General features: G+C 65.9%; 16 protein-coding genes. All 16 read right to left on the reverse strand.

From position 1 onward, the window contains the following. A partial coding sequence (gene nuoN, locus N5K27_RS22925) for an NADH-quinone oxidoreductase subunit NuoN (RefSeq protein ID WP_279819217.1) occupies nt 1-1,462 on the reverse strand: 1,462 nt, incomplete at its 3' end. A gap of 18 nt (nt 1,463-1,480) precedes the next feature. Then, nucleotides 1,481-2,968 (reverse strand): NADH-quinone oxidoreductase subunit M, encoded by a 1,488-nt coding sequence (locus N5K27_RS22930; protein WP_165963206.1) that lies wholly within the window; start codon nt 2,966-2,968, stop codon nt 1,481-1,483. Between the two features lie 11 nt (nt 2,969-2,979). Continuing rightward, the gene (gene nuoL, locus N5K27_RS22935) at nt 2,980-5,016 is read right to left on the reverse strand and encodes an NADH-quinone oxidoreductase subunit L (RefSeq protein WP_132980011.1); all 2,037 of its coding nucleotides are present in this window, start codon (nt 5,014-5,016) and stop codon (nt 2,980-2,982) included. A 27-nt stretch (nt 5,017-5,043) separates the two neighbouring features. Further along, the gene (gene nuoK, locus N5K27_RS22940; protein ID WP_087779243.1) at nt 5,044-5,352 is read right to left on the reverse strand and encodes an NADH-quinone oxidoreductase subunit NuoK; all 309 of its coding nucleotides are present in this window, start codon (nt 5,350-5,352) and stop codon (nt 5,044-5,046) included. Continuing rightward, entirely contained in the window at nt 5,349-5,996 is a 648-nt protein-coding gene (locus tag N5K27_RS22945) for an NADH-quinone oxidoreductase subunit J (RefSeq protein ID WP_132980010.1), read from the reverse strand. The genes nuoK and N5K27_RS22945 overlap by 4 nt, the downstream gene beginning before the upstream one ends. A 14-nt stretch (nt 5,997-6,010) precedes the next feature. Further along, entirely contained in the window at nt 6,011-6,499 is a 489-nt protein-coding gene (nuoI, locus tag N5K27_RS22950; protein WP_132980009.1) for an NADH-quinone oxidoreductase subunit NuoI, read from the reverse strand. A gap of 41 nt (nt 6,500-6,540) precedes the next feature. Beyond that, nucleotides 6,541-7,614, reverse strand: a complete 1,074-nt coding sequence (gene nuoH / locus N5K27_RS22955; RefSeq protein WP_132980008.1) for an NADH-quinone oxidoreductase subunit NuoH — start codon at nt 7,612-7,614, stop codon at nt 6,541-6,543. Then, on the reverse strand, nt 7,614-9,941 hold the full coding sequence (gene nuoG, locus N5K27_RS22960; protein ID WP_132980007.1) for an NADH-quinone oxidoreductase subunit NuoG: 2,328 nt from the start codon (nt 9,939-9,941) through the stop codon (nt 7,614-7,616). The genes nuoH and nuoG overlap by 1 nt, the downstream gene beginning before the upstream one ends. 76 nt (nt 9,942-10,017) lie before the next feature. Beyond that, entirely contained in the window at nt 10,018-11,337 is a 1,320-nt protein-coding gene (nuoF, locus tag N5K27_RS22965; RefSeq protein WP_132980006.1) for an NADH-quinone oxidoreductase subunit NuoF, read from the reverse strand. Continuing rightward, nucleotides 11,334-11,837 (reverse strand): NADH-quinone oxidoreductase subunit NuoE, encoded by a 504-nt coding sequence (gene nuoE, locus N5K27_RS22970; RefSeq protein ID WP_132980005.1) that lies wholly within the window; start codon nt 11,835-11,837, stop codon nt 11,334-11,336. The genes nuoF and nuoE overlap by 4 nt, the downstream gene beginning before the upstream one ends. 31 nt (nt 11,838-11,868) lie before the next feature. Then, nucleotides 11,869-13,122, reverse strand: a complete 1,254-nt coding sequence (locus N5K27_RS22975) for an NADH-quinone oxidoreductase subunit D (protein WP_132980004.1) — start codon at nt 13,120-13,122, stop codon at nt 11,869-11,871. Nucleotides 13,123-13,124: 2 nt separating this feature from the next. Then, nucleotides 13,125-13,718: an NADH-quinone oxidoreductase subunit C gene (locus N5K27_RS22980; protein WP_132980003.1), complete on the reverse strand. Its 594-nt coding sequence runs from the start codon at nt 13,716-13,718 to the stop codon at nt 13,125-13,127. Between the two features lie 90 nt (nt 13,719-13,808). Further along, on the reverse strand, nt 13,809-14,285 hold the full coding sequence (locus N5K27_RS22985; protein ID WP_087779235.1) for an NADH-quinone oxidoreductase subunit B: 477 nt from the start codon (nt 14,283-14,285) through the stop codon (nt 13,809-13,811). A 38-nt stretch (nt 14,286-14,323) separates the two neighbouring features. After that, nucleotides 14,324-14,683, reverse strand: coding sequence for an NADH-quinone oxidoreductase subunit A (locus N5K27_RS22990; RefSeq protein WP_087839409.1), 360 nt, complete (start codon nt 14,681-14,683; stop codon nt 14,324-14,326). Nucleotides 14,684-15,060: 377 nt separating this feature from the next. Next, complete coding sequence (locus N5K27_RS22995) at nt 15,061-16,725, reverse strand: methyl-accepting chemotaxis protein (RefSeq protein WP_132980001.1); 1,665 nt, start codon at nt 16,723-16,725, stop codon at nt 15,061-15,063. Nucleotides 16,726-16,871: 146 nt separating this feature from the next. Further along, nucleotides 16,872-17,759, reverse strand: coding sequence for an NAD(P)-dependent oxidoreductase (locus N5K27_RS23000; protein ID WP_132980000.1), 888 nt, complete (start codon nt 17,757-17,759; stop codon nt 16,872-16,874). Between the last annotated feature and the right edge of the window lie 101 nt (nt 17,760-17,860).

Genomic DNA, 17,860 nt, shown 5'->3' on the forward strand with positions numbered 1-17,860 from the left:
AGATGGCCTGGGCGCACAGGGCGACCAGCGGCGCGGGGAACACGCCCAGGACCAACAGCAGCACGCCGTTGACCGACAGCACGGTGCGGAAACCGGCCGAACCCTGCAGCGGGGCCTGGTCGACCGGATCGTCGAAGTACACGACCTTCACCACCCGCAGGTAGTAGAAGGCGCCGATCAGCGAGAACAGCACGGCCACCACGGCCAGCACGACGTGGTTGGTCTGGATCAGCGACTGCAACACCGCCAGCTTGGCGTAGAAGCCGACCGTGGGCGGAATGCCGGTGAGCGAGAACATCTGCACCAGCATTACGCCGGCGAACCACGGGTTGCGGCGGTTCAGGCCCTTCAGGTCGTCGACGTTCTCGCACTCGAAGCCCGAGCGCGACAGCAGCATCAGCACGCCGAACGAGCTGAGCGTGGTCAGCACATAGACGACCACGTAGAACATGGCCGACGTATAGGCGTTCTGGGCGTTGAAGGCGCTGCCCTCGATCACGCCGGACATCAGGCCCAGCAGCACGAAACCCATGTGCGAGATGGTCGAATAGGCCAGCATGCGCTTGATGTTGGACTGCATGATGGCGGCGAGATTGCCGATGGCCAGCGACAGCACGGCCATGATCGCCAGCATGGGCTGCCAGTCGGCCGCCAGGCCGAACAGGCCGTCGACCAGCAGGCGCAGCACGATGGCGAACGCGGCCAGCTTGGGCGCGCCGCCCAGCAGCAGCGTCACGGCCGTGGGCGCGCCCTGGTAGACGTCGGGCACCCACATGTGGAACGGCACGACGCCGAGCTTGAACGCCAGGCCCGCGACCAGGAACACCAGGCCGAAGACCAGGATCATGTGGTTGTCGGTCGCGCCGGAGGTGGCGCGGGCGATGCCGGCCAGGTTCAGCGTGCCGGTGGCGCCGTAGATCATGGACATGCCGTACAGCAGCAAGCCCGAGGCCAGCGCGCCCAGCACGAAGTACTTCATGGCGGCCTCGGTGGACACGGTGTGCTCGCGGCGCAGCGCGACCAGCGCGTAGAACGACAGCGACATCAGCTCCAGGCCGAGGTAGATCGTCAGCATGTTGCCGGCCGAGATCATGACCATCTGGCCCAGCAGCGCCAGCAGCGACAGCACGTACAGCTCGCCGCCGCGCAGCATGCCGCGGTCCTTGGCGTAAGCCTTGCCGTAGATCAGCGTCACGCCTACCGCGATATACGAGAACACCTTGAGCACGTGGCCCAGGCTGTCCGCCACGTACATGCCGTCGAAGGCCGTGCCCTGCACGCCCGAGGCCAGGTCCGACAGGCTCATCCAGGTCAGCGCCACCAGTGCGGCCAGGGACAGGATGTGCGTCACCGCGCGGCCTTCATCCTTGACGAACAGGTCGATCAGCAGGATGGCGGACGTCAGCACCAGCAGTGTGATCTCCGGCGCGACGAGAGACAGGTTCAGATTGGCGAATTCCATTGCGTAACGTCCGGCGTCTTACAGTTTCGAAATGGCGACATGCTTGAGCAGCGCGTCGACCGAGACGTGCATCACGTCGGTGAAGGGCGCGGGATGGACGCCCATGTACAGCACGGCGATGGCCATCACGCCCAGGATGAAGAACTCGCGGGCGTTGACGTCGGCCAGCTCGCGCACGTGCTGGTGGGTGATGTCGCCGAACACGACGCGCTTGACCATCCACAGCGAGTACGCGGCGCCCAGGATCAGGGCCGTGGCGGCCAGCAGGCCGATCCAGAAGTTGTACTCGACCGAGCCCATGATGACGAAGAATTCGCCCACGAAGCCGCTGGTGGCCGGCAGGCCGCTGTTGGCCATCGAGAACAGCACGAAGAACGTGGCGAACTTCGGCATGGTGTTGACCACGCCGCCGTAGTCGGCGATGCGGCGCGAGTGCACGCGGTCGTACAGCACGCCTATGCACAGGAACATCGCGCCCGACACGAAGCCGTGCGAGACCATCTGCACGATGGCGCCCTCGACGCCGGCGGTGTTGAAGATGAAGAAGCCCAGGGTCACGAAGCCCATGTGCGCCACGGACGAATACGCGACCAGCTTCTTCATGTCGTCCTGAACCAGCGCCACCAGGCCGATGTAGATGACGGCGATCAGCGACAGCGCGATCATCAGGCCCGACAGGCTATGCGCGGCGTCGGGCACGATGGGCAGCGACAGCCGCAGGAAGCCGTAGGCGCCCAGCTTCAGCATGATGGCGGCCAGCACCACCGAGCCGCCCGTGGGCGCCTCGACGTGGGCGTCGGGAAGCCAGGTGTGGACCGGCCACATCGGCACCTTCACCGCGAAAGCCATCAGGAAGGCCAGGAAGATCAGGATCTGCTCGGTCTGGCCCAGCGGCAGCTTGTGCCAGGCCAGGATGTCGAACGTGCCGCCGGCCGAATGCCACAGGTAGATGAACGCGACCAGCGTCAGCAGCGAACCCAGCAGCGTGTACAGGAAGAACTTGAACGCCGCGTAGACCCGGTTGGGGCCGCCCCACACGCCGATGATGATGTACATCGGGATCAGCGTGGCCTCGAAGAACACGTAGAACAGGAGGCCGTCCAGTGCCGCGAACACGCCTATCATCAGGCCCGACAGGATCAGAAAGGCGCCCATGTACTGGGCGACGCGGCTGGTGATGACTTCCCACCCGGCCAGCACCACGATGATGGTGATGAAGGCCGTCAGCAGGACGAACCACAGCGAGATGCCGTCCACGCCCAGGTAATAGGACACGCCGTACTCGGCGATCCAGGCGGCCTTCTCGACGAACTGCATCTGCGCCGTCGAGGCGTCGAAGCCGGTGTAAAGCGGCAGGGTGACCAGGAAGCCGGCGATCGCGCCGATCAGCGCCAGCACGCGGGCGACGGTGGGGTTGCTGTCTCGGCCCACCGCCAGCACCAGGATGCCGAAGACGATCGGGGTGAAGATCGCAAGCGAGAGCCACGGAAAAGAAGTTTGAGCCATATCGCTTGCCATCAATTGTTCAGCAGGACGAAGAAGGTCACCAGGGCCATGATGCCGATGATCATGGCGAAGGCGTAGTGATAGATGTAGCCCGATTGCAGGTGGCGGACCACCCCGGCGAACCAGCCCACCAGACGGGCGCTGCCGTTGACCAGGAGGCCGTCGATCAGGGACTTGTCGCCCACCTTCCAGAAGCCGCCGCCCAGCGCGCGGGCACCGCGCGCGAACACGGCTTCGTTGATCTTGTCCATGTAGTACTTGTTGTCGAGCAGGTTGTACAACCAGCCTGCGCGAGCCTTGATGGCGGCGGGAATGGCCGGCTTGACCATGTAGAAGAACCACGCCAGGACCACGCCGGCCAGCATCAGCCAGAACGGCACGGTACTGAACGCATGCAGCCCGTAGGCCACCCAGCCGTGGAAGTCCTCGGCCAGGTGCTCCATGACGGGGCGATCGGGCGAATTGAAGATCACGCCCTTGAAGAAGTCGCCGAACAGCATGGGGCCGATCGCGATCGCGCCGATCACCACCGACGGGATGGCCAGCAGCACCAGCGGCACCGTCACCACGGCGGGCGACTCGTGCGGCACGCCGCCGTGATGGTGGTCGTCGTGGCCGTGGTCGTCATGGCCATCGTGCGCGTGGTCGTCGTGTCCATGCCCGTGCGCGCCCGAGGTGTCGAAGCGCTCCTTGCCGTGGAAGACCAGGAAGTACAGGCGGAACGAGTAGAACGCCGTCACGAAAACGCCGGCCAGCACCGCGAAGTAGGCGAAGCCCGACCCCCAGACGTGGGACAGCTTGGCCGCCTCGATGATGTTTTCCTTCGAGTAGAAGCCGGCGAAGAACGGCGTGCCGATCAGCGCCAGCGAACCCAGCAGGAAGGTGATCCAGGTGATGGGCATGTACTTGCGCAGGCCGCCCATGTTGCGGATGTCCTGGTCGTGGTGCATGCCGATGATGACCGAGCCCGCCGCCAGGAACAGCAGCGCCTTGAAGAAGGCGTGGGTCATCAGGTGGAAGATCGCCACCGAGTAGGCCGAGGCGCCCAGCGCGACGGTCATGTAGCCCAGCTGCGACAGCGTGGAATAGGCCACCACGCGCTTGATGTCGTTCTGGATGATGCCCAGGAAGCCCATGAACAGCGCGGTGATCGCGCCGATGATGATGATGAACGACAGCGCGGTGGGCGACAGCTCGAACAGCGGCGAGAAACGCGCCACCATGAAGATGCCCGCCGTCACCATGGTGGCGGCGTGGATCAGCGCGGAGATCGGGGTCGGGCCTTCCATCGAATCGGGCAGCCAGACGTGCAGCGGGAACTGCGCCGACTTGCCCATGGCGCCCACGAACAGCGCGATGCAGGCCACGCTCAGCAGCATCCAGTCGGTGCCCGGGAAGGTCAGGCCGGCCAGTTTGTCGGACTGCGAGAACACTTCGGTGTAGTTCATCGAGCCGGCGTAGGCGAACAACAGGCCGATGCCCAGCACGAAGCCGAAGTCCCCTACCCGGTTGACCAGGAAGGCCTTCATGTTGGCGAAGATCGCGGTGGGACGGGTGTACCAGAAGCCGATCAGCAGGTAGGACACCAGGCCCACGGCTTCCCAGCCGAAGAAGAGCTGGAGCATGTTGTTGGACATGACCAGCATCAGCATCGAGAAGGTGAACAGCGAGATGTAGGCGAAGAAGCGCTGGTAGCCGGGATCGTCCTTCATGTAGCCGATGGTGTAGATGTGCACCATCAGCGACACCGAGGTGACCACCACCATCATCATGGCCGACAGCGTGTCGATCATGAAGCCGATTTCCAGCTTGATGCCGCCGATCGCGCTCCAGGTGTAGAGCGTGCCGTTGAAGGTGTTGCCCGCCAGGACGTCCTGCAGCACGAAGGCCGAGCCGATGGCCGAGACCAGCACGCCCAGGATCGTGACCCAGTGCGCGCCGGCGCGGCCGACCCAGCGTCCGAGGAAGCCGGTGCCGAACAGGCCGGCGATGGCGGACCCGACCAGCGGGGCGAAAGCGATGAGGAGATAGAGCTTAGGTACCGACATGTCTTGATTTTCTCGTAGCCCGGACCGTCAGCCCTTCAGCCGGTCAAGTTCATCAACATTGATCGTGTTCAGGTTGCGGAACAATACAACCAGGATCGCCAGGCCGATGGCGGACTCGGCGGCCGCCACGGTCAGGATGAAGAACACGAACACCTGCCCGCTCAGATCGCCCATCCAGCTGGAGAAAGCGACGAAATTCATGTTCACCGCCAGCAGCATCAGTTCGATCGCCATCAGCAGCACGATGATGTTCTTGCGGTTGAGGAAGATGCCGACGATGCTGATCGCGAACAGGATCGCGCCCAGCACGAGGAAGTGGCCTAGGGTCAGGGTCATGGTTGGCTTCCCTTGGGTTCGGTGGCGGCAGGCGCCTGGGCGCCCTCGCCTTCCCGGGAATTTTCGGTTTGCGACGGAATCGATACCAGGCGGACGCGGTCCTGGCGACGCACGCGGATCTGCTCGGACGGCCGGGTCACCTTGACGTCGGAGCGGCGGCGCAGCGTGAGCGCGATGGCGGCGACCATGCCCACCAGCAGGATCACGGCGGCGATCTCGACGGCGTAGATGTACTCGGTGTACATCGCCACGCCGATGGCGCGCGTGTTGTTGAAGTCGGCCGGCGCCTGCGGCACGCTGGGGTCCCAATAGGCATTGGCCAGCACGAAGGCCATTTCCCCGACCATGATGGCGCCCACCACGATGCCCAGCGGCAGGTAGGTCTTGAAGCCCTGGCGCAGCTTGGCGCTGTCGATGTCCAGCATCATCACGACGAACAGGAACAGCACCATCACCGCGCCCACGTACACGAGCACCAGCAGGATGGCGAGGAACTCCGCCTTCAGCAGCATCCAGATCATGGAGGCGGTGAAGAACGACAGCACCAGGTGCATGACGGCGGTGACGGGGCTGCGCGCGACGATGACCCGGCAGGCGGCCACGACGAGGATCGCGGCGAATATATAGAACAGTATGGCGGTCATGGTGTGGGTTTCGTTTACCGGTATTTCGCGTCCTGCGCACGGTTCTGCGCGATCTCGGCTTCATAGCGGTCGCCGACCGCCAGCAGCATTTCCTTGGTGAAATACAGGTCGCCCCGCTGTTCGCCGTGATATTCGTGGATGTGCGTCTCGACGATGGAATCCACCGGGCAGCTTTCTTCGCAGAAGCCGCAGAAGATGCACTTGGTCAGGTCGATGTCGTAGCGGTTGGTACGGCGCGTGCCGTCGTCGCGCACCTCGGATTCGATCGTGATCGCCACCGCCGGACAGACCGCCTCGCACAGCTTGCAGGCGATGCAGCGCTCTTCCCCGTTGGGGTAGCGGCGCAAGGCATGCAGGCCCCGGAAGCGCGGGGACATCGGGGTCTTTTCCTCGGGATACTGCACCGTGATCTTGCGGGCGAACATGTACCGCCCCGTCAGGCGCAATCCCTTGAGGAGTTCGGTCAGCATCAGGCTGCCGAAGAATTCCTTGATCGCTTGCATGATTCAGTCCTGCCTATTCTTGGGCTCGCACAGGGCGGGCATTACTTCCAGATGTTCCAGGGCGTCTGCATCCAGACCGCCACCACGAGCAGCCAGACCAGCGTCAGCGGGATGAAGACCTTCCAGCCCAGGCGCATGATCTGGTCGTAGCGGTAGCGCGGGAAAGACGCACGGAACCAGATGAACAACGAGACCACGAAGAACGTCTTGACCGCCAGCCAGATCCAGCCCGGCACCCAGGTCAGCGGCGCCACATCGACCGGAGGCAGCCAGCCGCCCAGGAACATGATCGAGGCCAGCGCGGACAACAGGATCATGTTGGCGTATTCGCCCAGGAAGAACAGGGCGAAGGTCATGCCCGAATATTCCACCATGTGGCCGGCGACGATTTCCGACTCGCCCTCGACCACGTCGAACGGGTGGCGGTTGGTTTCCGCTACGGCGGAAATGACGTAGATCACGAACAGCGGCAGCAGCGGCAGCCAGTTCCACGACAGGAAGGTCAGCCCCATGCCGGCGAAGCGTCCGTCGGCCTGCTTGAGCACGATCTCGCTCATGTTCAGGCTGCCGGACACCAGCAGCACCGTCACCAGCACGAAACCGATGGCCAGCTCATAGGACACCATCTGCGCCGAGGCGCGCAGCGCGCCCAGGAAGGCGTACTTCGAGTTCGAGGCCCAGCCGGCGATGATCACGCCGTAGACCCCCAGCGAGGTGATCGCCATGATGTAGAGCAGGCCGGCATTGACGTTGGCCAGCACGACCTCGGGACCGAACGGCACCACCGCCCAGGCGGCCAGCGCCGGCATCAGCACCACCGCGGGCGCCACGATGTAGAGCACCTTGTTGGCGTTGCTGGGAACGATCACTTCCTTGGTCAGCAGCTTCAGCACGTCGGCGAACGGCTGCAGCAGCCCCTTCGGGCCCACGCGGTTGGGGCCGAGGCGGATGTGCATCCAGCCGATCATCTTGCGTTCCCAGTACGTGAGATAGGCCACGCACAGGATGATGGGCACCGCGATGCAGACGATCTTGACGATGTTCCACACCACCGACCAGGCTGCCGGGCCGATCAGCTCCGTTCCATGAGCCTGAATGACGTCGATCCACTGCATCAGGCACGCTCCACGCTGAGTTGTTCGAATGCGCCGCCGAGCGCGAAGGTCGAGGCATGGGCGGCGGCGATGCGCACGGCGCCGGCGGGCACTGCGTCATCCACGGAAAGAAAGAGTTCGACCGAGCCGGTCGCCGACTTCACGCGCACGCGGTCGCCGTCGGCCAGGCCCAGACCGGCCACGGTGGCCGCGTTGGCGCGGGCTTCGGGCACGTCGGCGGCCGGGGTGGCCTGAAGCGCTCCGGCGCGGCGCACGATGGCGTCGCTGAAGAACACCGGCACGTCGGCCACGCGCTGCAGGCCCTGGACCGACTCGCCCACGCCAGGCTTGGCGCCGATGGCGTTCGACAGGCGCGGCGCGATCTCGCCGGCCAGCACCGCGTCGCGCACGGATTCGGAAGTCTCGTCGTCGAAGCCCGGCAGTTCCAGCGCATTGCCCAGCACGCGCAGCACCTTCCAGCCCGGGCGCGTCTGGCCCAGCGGGCGGACCGTGCCCTTGAAGCTCTGCGCCCTGCCCTCGGCATTGACGAAGGTGCCCGAGGTTTCGGTGAACGGCGCGATGGGCAGCATCACATGGGCCCAGTCCTCGGCCGCGGAACGGAACGAGGTCAGCGCGACGTTGAATTGCGCGGCGCGCAGCGCACGCAGCGCGGCCACGCCGTCGGCCGCGTCCAGCGCCGGCTCGGCATGCACGACGATATGGGCCTTGAGCGGCTCGGCGAACATCTGCGCCGCGGTCTTGCCGCCGCGCACCGGCACGGCTTCGGCCAGGTAGCCGCCCACCGTGTTGCCGCCCTCGGTGGTGAAGCCCAGGCGGGCGCCGGTGGCCTGCGCGATCAGTTGCGCGTTGGCCGCCAGCGTCGAGGCCTGCGGATGCTGTACCGCCAGGTTGCCCAGCAGCACGGCGGTGTTTTCGCCGGAAGCCAGCAGCTCGGCGATGCGGCGAGCCGCTTCGCCCGGCTGCACGCCGGCCAGTTCGGGCGCGACGGCCGCTTCCTTGGCCTGGGCCAGCGCCACGGCGATCTCCGCCAGCACCGACGGCAGCGCCGCCGGCGCGACCGTGACGCGCCCGGCCACGGGCATCAGCGGATCGTCGGCCGCCACGTCGACCAGGATGACCTGCGTGCCGGCCTTGGCGGCCTGGCGCAAGCGCTGGGCCAGCAGCGGGTGGTCCTTGCGCAGGAACGAGCCGACCACCAGCACGCGGTCCAGCGTGGCGATGTCGGCCAGGGCCATGCCCAGCCACGGGGCGCCGCTGCGCGCGGCGTCGAAACCCGCGTCGGTCTGGCGCAGGCGGAAATCGATGTTGTCGGAACCCAGGGCACGCACCAGGCGCGCCAGCAGGGCGAATTCCTCGGTCGTGGCGTATTGCGCCGCCAGCGCGCCGATCTGGCCGGCGCCGTAGCTGTTCTTGACCGATTGCAGCCCGGCCGCCACGGCGTCCAGCGCCTCGGCCCACTCGACCTCCTTCCACAGTCCGTCGGTGCCGCGCACCATCGGGACGGACAGGCGGTCCTCGCTGTTCAGGCCTTCGTACGAGAAGCGGTCGCGGTCGCTGATCCAGCACTCGTTGACGGCTTCGTTCTCGAACGGCACGACGCGCATGACGCGGTCGTTCTTGACCTGGACGATCAGGTTGGCGCCGATGCTGTCATGCGGACTGACCGACTTGCGGCGGGCCAGCTCCCAGGTCCGGGCGCTGTAGCGGAACGGCTTGGACGTAAGCGCGCCGACCGGGCAGATGTCGATCATGTTGCCCGACAGTTCGGACTCGACCGCGCGGCCCACGAAGGTGGTGATCTCGGAATGCTCGCCACGGTTGATCATGCCGAGCTCCATGACGCCGGCGATCTCCTGGCCGAAGCGCACGCAGCGGGTGCACTGGATGCAGCGGGCCATTTCCTCGGCCGACACCAGCGGGCCCAGGTTCTTGTGGAACACGACGCGCTTTTCCTCGCTGTAGCGCGAGGAAGAGCCGCCGTAGCCCACGGCCAGGTCCTGCAGTTGGCACTCGCCGCCCTGGTCGCAGATCGGGCAATCCAGCGGGTGGTTGATCAGCAGGAACTCCATCACGCCCTTCTGGGCGTTGATGGCCTTCTCGGAAGCGGTATGGACCACCATGCCGTTGCTGACCGGCGTGGCACAGGCGGGCAGCGGCTTGGGGGCCTTCTCGACGTCGACCAGACACATGCGGCAGTTCGCCGCGATCGACAGCTTCTTGTGATAGCAGAAATGCGGCACGTAAAGGCCGACCTTCTGGGCGGCATGCATGATCATGCTGCCCTCGGCCACCTCCACTGTCTTGCCGTCGATCGTAATTTCAACCATCTTATTTCCGTTTGCCCCGTCATCGGGCGGGGCGTGTGCGTTTCGGTAAATACTTGCTTTGCGCGCGGACCGGCGGCTACAGGTACTCGGGCACCAGGCAGTGCTTGTGCTCGATGTGGTACATGAACTCGTCGCGGTAGTGCTTCAGGAAGCCCCGTACCGGCATGGCCGCGGCATCGCCCAGCGCGCAGATCGTGCGGCCCATGATGTTGCCGGCCACCGAATCGAGCAGGTCCAGGTCCTCCGGGCGGCCCTTGCCGCTCTCGATGCGATGGACCACGCGGTACAGCCAGCCCGTACCTTCGCGGCACGGCGTGCACTGGCCGCAGCTTTCCTCGAAATAGAAGTACGACAGGCGCAGCAGCGACTTCACCATGCAGCGCGTCTCGTCCATCACGATGACCGCGCCCGAGCCCAGCATCGACCCGGCCTTGGCGATCGAGTCGTAGTCCATCGTGCAGTCCATCATGATGTCGGCGGGCACCACCGGAGCGCTGGAGCCGCCGGGAATCACCGCCTTGAGCTTGCGGCCCCCCCGCACGCCGCCGGCCAGTTCCAGCAGCTTGGAGAACGGCGTGCCCATCGGCACCTCGAAGTTGCCCGGGTACTCGACGTCGCCCGAGACCGAGAACAGCTTGGTGCCGCCATTGTTGGGCTTGCCCACCTGCAGGTAGGCGTCGCCGCCGTTGCGGATGATCCAGGGCACCGCGGCGAAGGTCTCGGTGTTGTTGATCGTGGTCGGCTTGCCATACAGGCCGAAGCTGGCCGGGAACGGCGGCTTGAAGCGCGGCTGGCCCTTCTTGCCTTCCAGCGATTCGAGCAGCGCGGTTTCCTCGCCGCAGATGTAGGCGCCGTAGCCGTGGTGGGCATGCAGCTGGAAGCTGAAGCTCGAGCCGAGAATGTTGTTGCCCAGGAATCCGGCGGCGCGCGCCTCTTCCAGCGCTTCCTCGAAACGCTCGTACACCTCGAAGATCTCGCCGTGGATGTAGTTGTAGCCCACGGTGATGCCCATCGCGTAGGCGGCGATGGCCATGCCCTCGATCACGATGTGCGGGTTGTAGCGCAGGATGTCGCGATCCTTGAACGTGCCCGGCTCGCCTTCGTCGGAATTGCAGACCAGGTACTTCTGGCCCGGGAAGGTGCGCGGCATGAAGCTCCACTTCAGGCCGGTCGGAAAGCCCGCGCCGCCACGGCCGCGCAGTCCCGAGGACTTGACCTCGGCGATGACCTGCTCGGGCGTCATGCCGGTGGACAGGATCTTGCGCAGGGCCTCGTAGCCGCCGCGCGCGACGTAGTCGTTCAGGCGCCAGTTGCCGCCGTCCAGCCCCGCCATGATCTGCGGGTCGATGTGGCGGTTGTGGAACGCCGTGCTGATGACCGGTTCGGCCACGCTCATTTTGCACCTCCGGCATTCGCCTCGGCCTTCAACTCATCGACGAGCGCGTCGAGCTTGGCCTCGGACATCTGAATGCACATACGCTTGTTGTTCACCAGCAGCACGGGCGCGTCGCCGCAGGCTCCCATGCATTCGCCCTCGATCAGCGTGAACACGCCGTCCGGGGTCGTTTCCCGATAATCGATACCCAGCTTCTGCTTCAGGTGATGCCCGGCCTTCTCTCCGTCGCGCAGGGCACAGGGCAGGTTGGTGCAGACCGAGATCTTGTACCGGCCCATGGGCTTGAGGTTGTACATGTTGTAGAAGGTCGCGACCTCCTGCACGGCGATGGGCGGCATGCCCAGGACGTTCGCGACTTCTTCCATCACCTCTTGCGACAGCCAGCCCTTCTCGTCCTGCGCGATGGCCAGCGCCGCCATCACGGCGGACTGTTTCTGTTCGGCCGGGTACTTGGAGACTTCGCGGTCGATCTTCTTGAGGGCCTGTTCGGAAAGCTGCATGGTGGTATCCGGTTGGGACGCGGTCATGGGTTCAGCGGTCGATCTCGCCGAACACGATGTCCTGCGTGCCGATAATCGTGACGGCGTCGGCGATCATATGGCCGCGCGCCATCTCGTCCAGCGATTGCAAGTGGGCAAAGCCCGGGGCGCGGATCTTCAGGCGGTACGGCTTGTTCGCGCCGTCGGACACCAGGTAGATGCCGAACTCGCCCTTGGGGTGCTCGACCGCGGCATAGGCCTCGCCCGGGGGCACGTGGAAACCTTCGGTGAAGAGCTTGAAATGGTGGATCAGCTCTTCCATGCTGGTCTTCATCTCGGCGCGGCTGGGCGGAGCGACCTTGTGGTTGCTCGTCATGACCGGGCCGGGATTGTTGCGCAGCCATTCCACGCACTGCTTGATGATGCGGTTGCTCTGGCGCATTTCCTCGATGCGGACGAGGTAGCGGTCGTAGCAGTCGCCGTTCACGCCCACCGGCACGTCGAAGTCGACCAGGTCGTAGACCTCGTAGGGCTGCATCTTGCGCAGGTCCCACTCGATGCCCGAGCCGCGCAGCATGGGGCCGGTGAAGCCCAGCGCCTTGGCGCGCTCGGGGCTGACGATGCCGACGTCGACCAGGCGCTGTTTCCAGATCCGGTTGTCGGTCAGCAGGGTCTCGTATTCGTCGACGTAGGCCGGGAAGCGATTGGTGAAGGACTCGATGAAGTCGAGCAGCGAACCCGAACGGTCCTCGTTCAGGGCCTTCATTTCCTTTTCGCTGCGCAGCTTGCTGGGGCGGTACTGCGGCATGCGCTCGGGCAGGTCGCGATAGACGCCGCCCGGGCGGTAGTAGGCCGCGTGCATGCGGGCCCCCGAGACCGCTTCATAGCAGTCCATCAGGTCCTCGCGCTCGCGGAAGGCGTACAGGAACACCGCCATCGCGCCCACGTCCAGGGCGTGCGAGCCCAGGGACATCAGGTGATTCAGGATACGGGTGATCTCGTCGAACATCACCCGGATGTATTGCGCCCGCAGCGGCACTTCCACGCCCAGCATCTTCTCGATCGCCATGACGTAGGCGTGCTCGTTGCACATCATGGACACGTAGTCGAGACGGTCCATGTAGGGCAAGGCCTGCAGGAAGGTCTTGTGCTCGGCCAGCTTTTCCGTGGCCCGGTGCAGCAGCCCGATATGGGGGTCGGCGCGCTGGATGACTTCGCCGTCCAGTTCCAGCACCAGCCGCAGCACGCCGTGCGCGGCCGGGTGCTGGGGACCGAAGTTGAGGGTGTAGTTCTTGATCTCTGCCATGATTAGCGCCCTGCTCCGTAACCGTCTTCGCGGATGACCCGAGGCGTGACCTCGCGCGGCTCGATGGTGACGGGCTGGTAGATGACCCGTTTCTGCTCGGGGTCGAAACGCATCTCGACGTTGCCCGACAGCGGGAAGTCCTTGCGGAAGGGATGGCCGATGAAGCCGTAGTCGGTCAGGATGCGGCGCAGGTCGGGATGCCCCTCGAACAGCACGCCGAAGAAATCGAAGGCCTCGCGCTCGTACCAGTTGACGCCGGGCCAGACGTCCACCAGGGAAGGCACGACCGGCATGTCGTCGTCGGCCGCGCAGGTGCGCACGCGCAGGCGCCAGTTGTGCGTGATCGACAACAGGTGCAGCACCACGGCGAAGCGTCCGGTCTCGCGGACCTCGTTGCCGTAGGTGGAATAGTCCATGCCGCACAGGTCGATGCAGCTCTCGAAGCGCAGCCCGGCATCGTCGCGCAGCGTCCGGCACACTTCCACGTACCGGTCCACCGGCACTTCGAGCGTCAGCTCGCCCAGGGCGAGTGTCAGGCGGATATCTTCGCCCAAGGCGCTGAGCAGATTCTGGCGCAGGGTTTCAAGCTTGGTCATGAGCGCTCGGATCAAAAGACGGCGCCGGACGGGCCTGGGCCGGTCCGGTCGGGAAAATGGAAGTGGAGAGTGCGCACACCGGCATCGAGGTCAACGCGCGATGGTATTGGTGCGGCGGATCTTGTTCTGCAGTTGCAGCAAGCCGTACACCAGCGCTTCGGCGGTAGGGGGGCAGCCCGGGACGTAGACGTCGACCGGCACGATGCGATCGCAGCCGCGCACCACCGAATAGGAATAGTGGTAGTACCCGCCGCCGTTGGCGCACGAGCCCATGGAGACCACCCAGCGCGGCTCGGGCATCTGGTCGTAGACCTTGCGCAAGGCCGGCGCCATCTTGTTGCACAGCGTGCCGGCCACGATCATCAGGTCGGACTGGCGCGGGCTGGGCCGGAAGATGATGCCGAAGCGGTCAAGGTCGTAGCGCGCCGCGCCCGCGTGCATCATTTCGACCGCGCAACAGGCCAGGCCGAAGGTCATGGGCCACAGCGACCCCGTCTTCGCCCAGTTGATGACCTTGTCGGCGGTCGTGGTGATGAAGCCTTCGTTGAGAATTCCGTCGATAGCCATGAATGAAACCCGGTGTGTCCTTCGGCGTGCTGCTGGGATCACTCCCAGTCGAGCGCGCCCTTTTTCCATTCGTAGATGAAGCCGATCACGAGAACGGCCAGAAATACCGCCACGGTCCCGAAACCCAGCAGGCCTACCTGCTCGTTGGCCATGGCCCACGGAAACAGAAACGCGATCTCGAGGTCGAACAGGATGAACAGGATGGCGACGAGGTAGTAGCGCACGTCGAACTTCATGCGCGCGTCCTCGAAGGCCTCGAAGCCGCATTCGTACGGAGAGAGCTTTTCGCTGTCCGGCCGGTTCGGGCCGATCACGGAGCCAAGGAACATCAGCGCGAAACCGATGACGCTGCCCACGATGATGAACAGCAGGACAGGAAGGTAACTCTCGATATTCATCAGGTAACCTGTTCGAGTCACGCCACGGGCCTGAGGATGCCCGAGGCGTCATTTGCAAAATCGGCAGGATGCGGACCAGACTTCCTTGCGGCGGGCATGCCGAATGCCGCCTGTTGCCGCCCCGTCCGGAGCCGGCGCCATTCTAGACCACCTGCGTGTGCTTACATGCAAGGATGTATGTTTTTGCGCGGACCGCTGCGTTGTGAAGCCAGCGCGCATGGCGCAAAACCAAAACTGTCTTACCGGCTACTGCGGTAACTGTCGGACACGCATGTTTCATACCCACGCTCGTCCGACCGAAAGTATAGCGCAAACCCTGAGTCAACCGAAACGCCGCCCTACCCCTGCGCCCCAGGAAAAACCGCGTGCGGCAAGGCTTACGACACCCTGAACGCATTGACGGTTGCGTCGACCGTGCGAACGGTTTCCCGCAGGCTGGCTGCCTGTGCCGCCATGGCGCCCGCCGCCTGCCGGTAATGGCCGGCCATGCCGGCCACGTCGCCCACGCGGCTCGCGACCCCGTCATTCAGCGACGACTGCTCGCGCAGCGCCTGCCCGATGGCGGCGACCACCCGTGCCGCCCGTTCCGAGCCCGAGTGCAGTTCGCCCATGAAACGGCCCGCCTCCTCGGCGCTGGCCTGTCCCACCGCCACCGCCTCCACCACTTCCCGCATCAATTCGGCGGCAGCCATCGTTTCATCGGCGATACGTTCCACGGTCTGGCCGATCTGCAGGCTGGAGGCCGCGCTTTTCTCGGCCAGCGTCCTGACCTGCTCGGCCACGACCGCGAAACCCCGGCCGTCCTCGCCCGCCCGCGCCGCCTCGATCGCCGCGTTCAGGGACAGCAGCTTGGTCTGCCCCGCGATGTCGGAGATCAGGCGAGCCACGTGGCGGATCGACTCGCCATGACGGCCCAGCGCATCCAGGGCTCGCGACGCCGCCGCCATCCGGCCTGCGATCGCGTCCATCCGGCCGCCTGCCGTCCCGATCAGCTCGCCGCCGCGCTGCGCCAGGCCACAGGCATCGCGGGACAGGCCGATCGCCTCCTCGACCGACGCCGCGACTTGCGCCATGCTGGCGGCCACCGCCTGCATGGATCCGGCCATGCGTTCCGCGGCGTCGTTCTGGCGGGCGGCCCCCGCGGCCACGTCGGCCGCGCCGGCGGACACCTCGTCCCCGGCCGCGTTCATGGTGGCCGACAAACCCTGCATCGCCGCCAGCGACGTACGCATGCGCGCCACCAGCCGGTCCAGCGCGCGCGCCATGTCCGCCACCTCGTCATTGCCGCGCACATCCGCGCGGGGGCGGAAATCCAGGTCGTCAGCGATCGATGCCAGGCGCGCGCGCATGCCGTCGATCGCGCCCACGATGGCGCGCCCCGCGCGCCAGGCGCCGGCCAGCATCAACAGGATGGCCGCGAGTCCCACGCCTGCGATCAGGCTTGCCAGGCCCCGGCTGGCCTGCCGCAGTTGCGCCGCCCTCTCGGCCGCTGCCTGCGCGCCGGCCTCCGCCAGGGCCTGCATGGCCTGCTGCGCCTGCACGTAGTAAGACTCCTGCGCCGAGTAGGCGGCCAGGTATTTCAGGAGCAGGAAGCGCTGTCGCTCCTCGCTGTCCACCTCCACCAGTTGCTTGAGCAGATCGGTAAGCGGTTTTTCCTTTTCTGCCCAAGCATGGAACGCCGCATCGAAGGTGCGCAGCGACTCGGCCTCGGCATCGGTGGCGGGCGCTTCGGACAGGGCGGCCCGCGCGGCTTCCATCGCTGCCCAGGTGCGGCCCTTCGACTGCAGCATGCGCTCCCATTCGTTGCGCGCCTCGATGGAATACTCGTCTGCCCACTGCAGCGGCTCCAGGCTGTGGCGGGCGATCTGCACCTGCCCTTCCCTCAGCGCGCCCAGCGCCACCAGCGCCGGCACCCGCCGCTGCGCGTAGTCGTCCACCGCCGCGCTCAGGCGCAACAGCCCCACCACCGAGCAACCGGCCACGACCGCGATCGCCACGATGCCGGCGGCCCCCAAGGCGAACAATTTGCTGCGTATCTTCATGACGTCCTGATGAAAATCCTAGGCCACAAACGGCAACGGCGGGGTTCCGGAGAACCCCGCCGTTGCGCGTCATTCCGTTTATCGGCCCGGACCGGACGGCGCTTTAGCAGCGTTACATCAATGACGGTTCGGTGACAGCGCCGCCTTCACTCGTAGCGCCGCACCAGCCCCGCCACATCGCCCATGAAGACCTCCGGCTCGTGCTCCCGAACCTGTTCGTACAGCCCCGAGCAGAACGCCGAGACCGGCGTCCGCGCATCGAACTCGGCCGCCATGCGCTGCGAAATACCGATGTCCTTGGCCATCAGCTCGACCGCCGTGCGCGTGGGCTGGAAACGGCCGGCGGCCATCGCCGGCCCGAAGATCTGCAAGGGCTGCGAATCCGCGAAACCGCCCGCCAGCGCCGGCGCCAGGCGCTCGACGTCCACGCCGGCGCGCTGCGCGAGGCCGTAGGTCTCGGCGATCGTGAGCACGTTCACCGCGACGATCATCTGGTTGCATATCTTGGTGGTCTGGCCCGCACCGGCCGGTCCCATATGGGTCACGCGCGAAGTCAGCGGCGCCAGGAACGGCCCCGCCTTCTCGAGATCCGTGGCCTCGCCGCCGACGAAGCAGATCAGCGTGCCGCCCTCGGCGCCCGGCACGCCGCCCGACACGGGCGCATCCAGCCAGGACGCGCCCGTCCGGTCGCGCAGGCGGCGGCCGAAATCGCGCGCCTGCCCGGGCTCTATGGTCGAGAAATCGATCACCACCTTCCCCGCGCCCTGCCGGCCGGCACTGGCCAGGCCATCCGGGCCGAACGCCACCGACTCGACCGCCGCCCCATCCTTGACGCAAATCCCCACCACGTCCGCCGCCTGCAGCACCTGCGCGGGCGTGCCTGCCAGATTCGCGCCGGCCGCGACCAGCTCGGCCGCCCTGCCGGCATTGCGGTTCCACACAGTGAGCGCATGGCCCGCCGCAAGCAGGCGCCGCGCCATGGGCAGCCCCATGTTGCCGAGTCCGAGGAAGCCGAAATGACGGGATGTACTCATGAAACGCTGCTCCAGTCCGAGGGGCGGCCCGCGCCGCATGCGAGGGATGATAGCCGTCCGCCGGCGGGCACGCTTCCTGCGCAAGCACAGCGACGAGCAAG

Origin of the sequence: Pigmentiphaga sp. GD03639 (assembly GCF_029845405.1) — a bacterium.
Lineage (GTDB): Bacteria > Pseudomonadota > Gammaproteobacteria > Burkholderiales > Burkholderiaceae_B > Pigmentiphaga > Pigmentiphaga daeguensis.

Bases quoted from the DNA above. Each gene is read 5' to 3' on its own strand.
- N5K27_RS22930 (WP_165963206.1), bottom strand. From the start codon at position 2,968: ATGGCTCAAACTTCTTTTCCGTGGCTCTCGCTTGCGATCTTCACCCCG.
- N5K27_RS22990 (WP_087839409.1), bottom strand. From the start codon at position 14,683: ATGAATATCGAGAGTTACCTTCCTGTCCTGCTGTTCATCATCGTGGGC.
- nuoI (WP_132980009.1), bottom strand. From the start codon at position 6,499: ATGCAAGCGATCAAGGAATTCTTCGGCAGCCTGATGCTGACCGAACTC.
- nuoH (WP_132980008.1), bottom strand. From the start codon at position 7,614: ATGCAGTGGATCGACGTCATTCAGGCTCATGGAACGGAGCTGATCGGC.
- N5K27_RS22980 (WP_132980003.1), bottom strand. From the start codon at position 13,718: ATGACCAAGCTTGAAACCCTGCGCCAGAATCTGCTCAGCGCCTTGGGC.
- N5K27_RS22985 (WP_087779235.1), bottom strand. From the start codon at position 14,285: ATGGCTATCGACGGAATTCTCAACGAAGGCTTCATCACCACGACCGCC.
- N5K27_RS22995 (WP_132980001.1), bottom strand. From the start codon at position 16,725: ATGAAGATACGCAGCAAATTGTTCGCCTTGGGGGCCGCCGGCATCGTG.
- nuoK (WP_087779243.1), bottom strand. From the start codon at position 5,352: ATGACCCTGACCCTAGGCCACTTCCTCGTGCTGGGCGCGATCCTGTTC.
- nuoF (WP_132980006.1), bottom strand. From the start codon at position 11,337: ATGAGCGTGGCCGAACCGGTCATCAGCACGGCGTTCCACAACCGCCAC.
- nuoE (WP_132980005.1), bottom strand. From the start codon at position 11,837: ATGCAGCTTTCCGAACAGGCCCTCAAGAAGATCGACCGCGAAGTCTCC.
- nuoL (WP_132980011.1), bottom strand. From the start codon at position 5,016: ATGTCGGTACCTAAGCTCTATCTCCTCATCGCTTTCGCCCCGCTGGTC.
- N5K27_RS23000 (WP_132980000.1), bottom strand. From the start codon at position 17,759: ATGAGTACATCCCGTCATTTCGGCTTCCTCGGACTCGGCAACATGGGG.
- N5K27_RS22945 (WP_132980010.1), bottom strand. From the start codon at position 5,996: ATGACCGCCATACTGTTCTATATATTCGCCGCGATCCTCGTCGTGGCC.
- nuoG (WP_132980007.1), bottom strand. From the start codon at position 9,941: ATGGTTGAAATTACGATCGACGGCAAGACAGTGGAGGTGGCCGAGGGC.
- N5K27_RS22975 (WP_132980004.1), bottom strand. From the start codon at position 13,122: ATGGCAGAGATCAAGAACTACACCCTCAACTTCGGTCCCCAGCACCCG.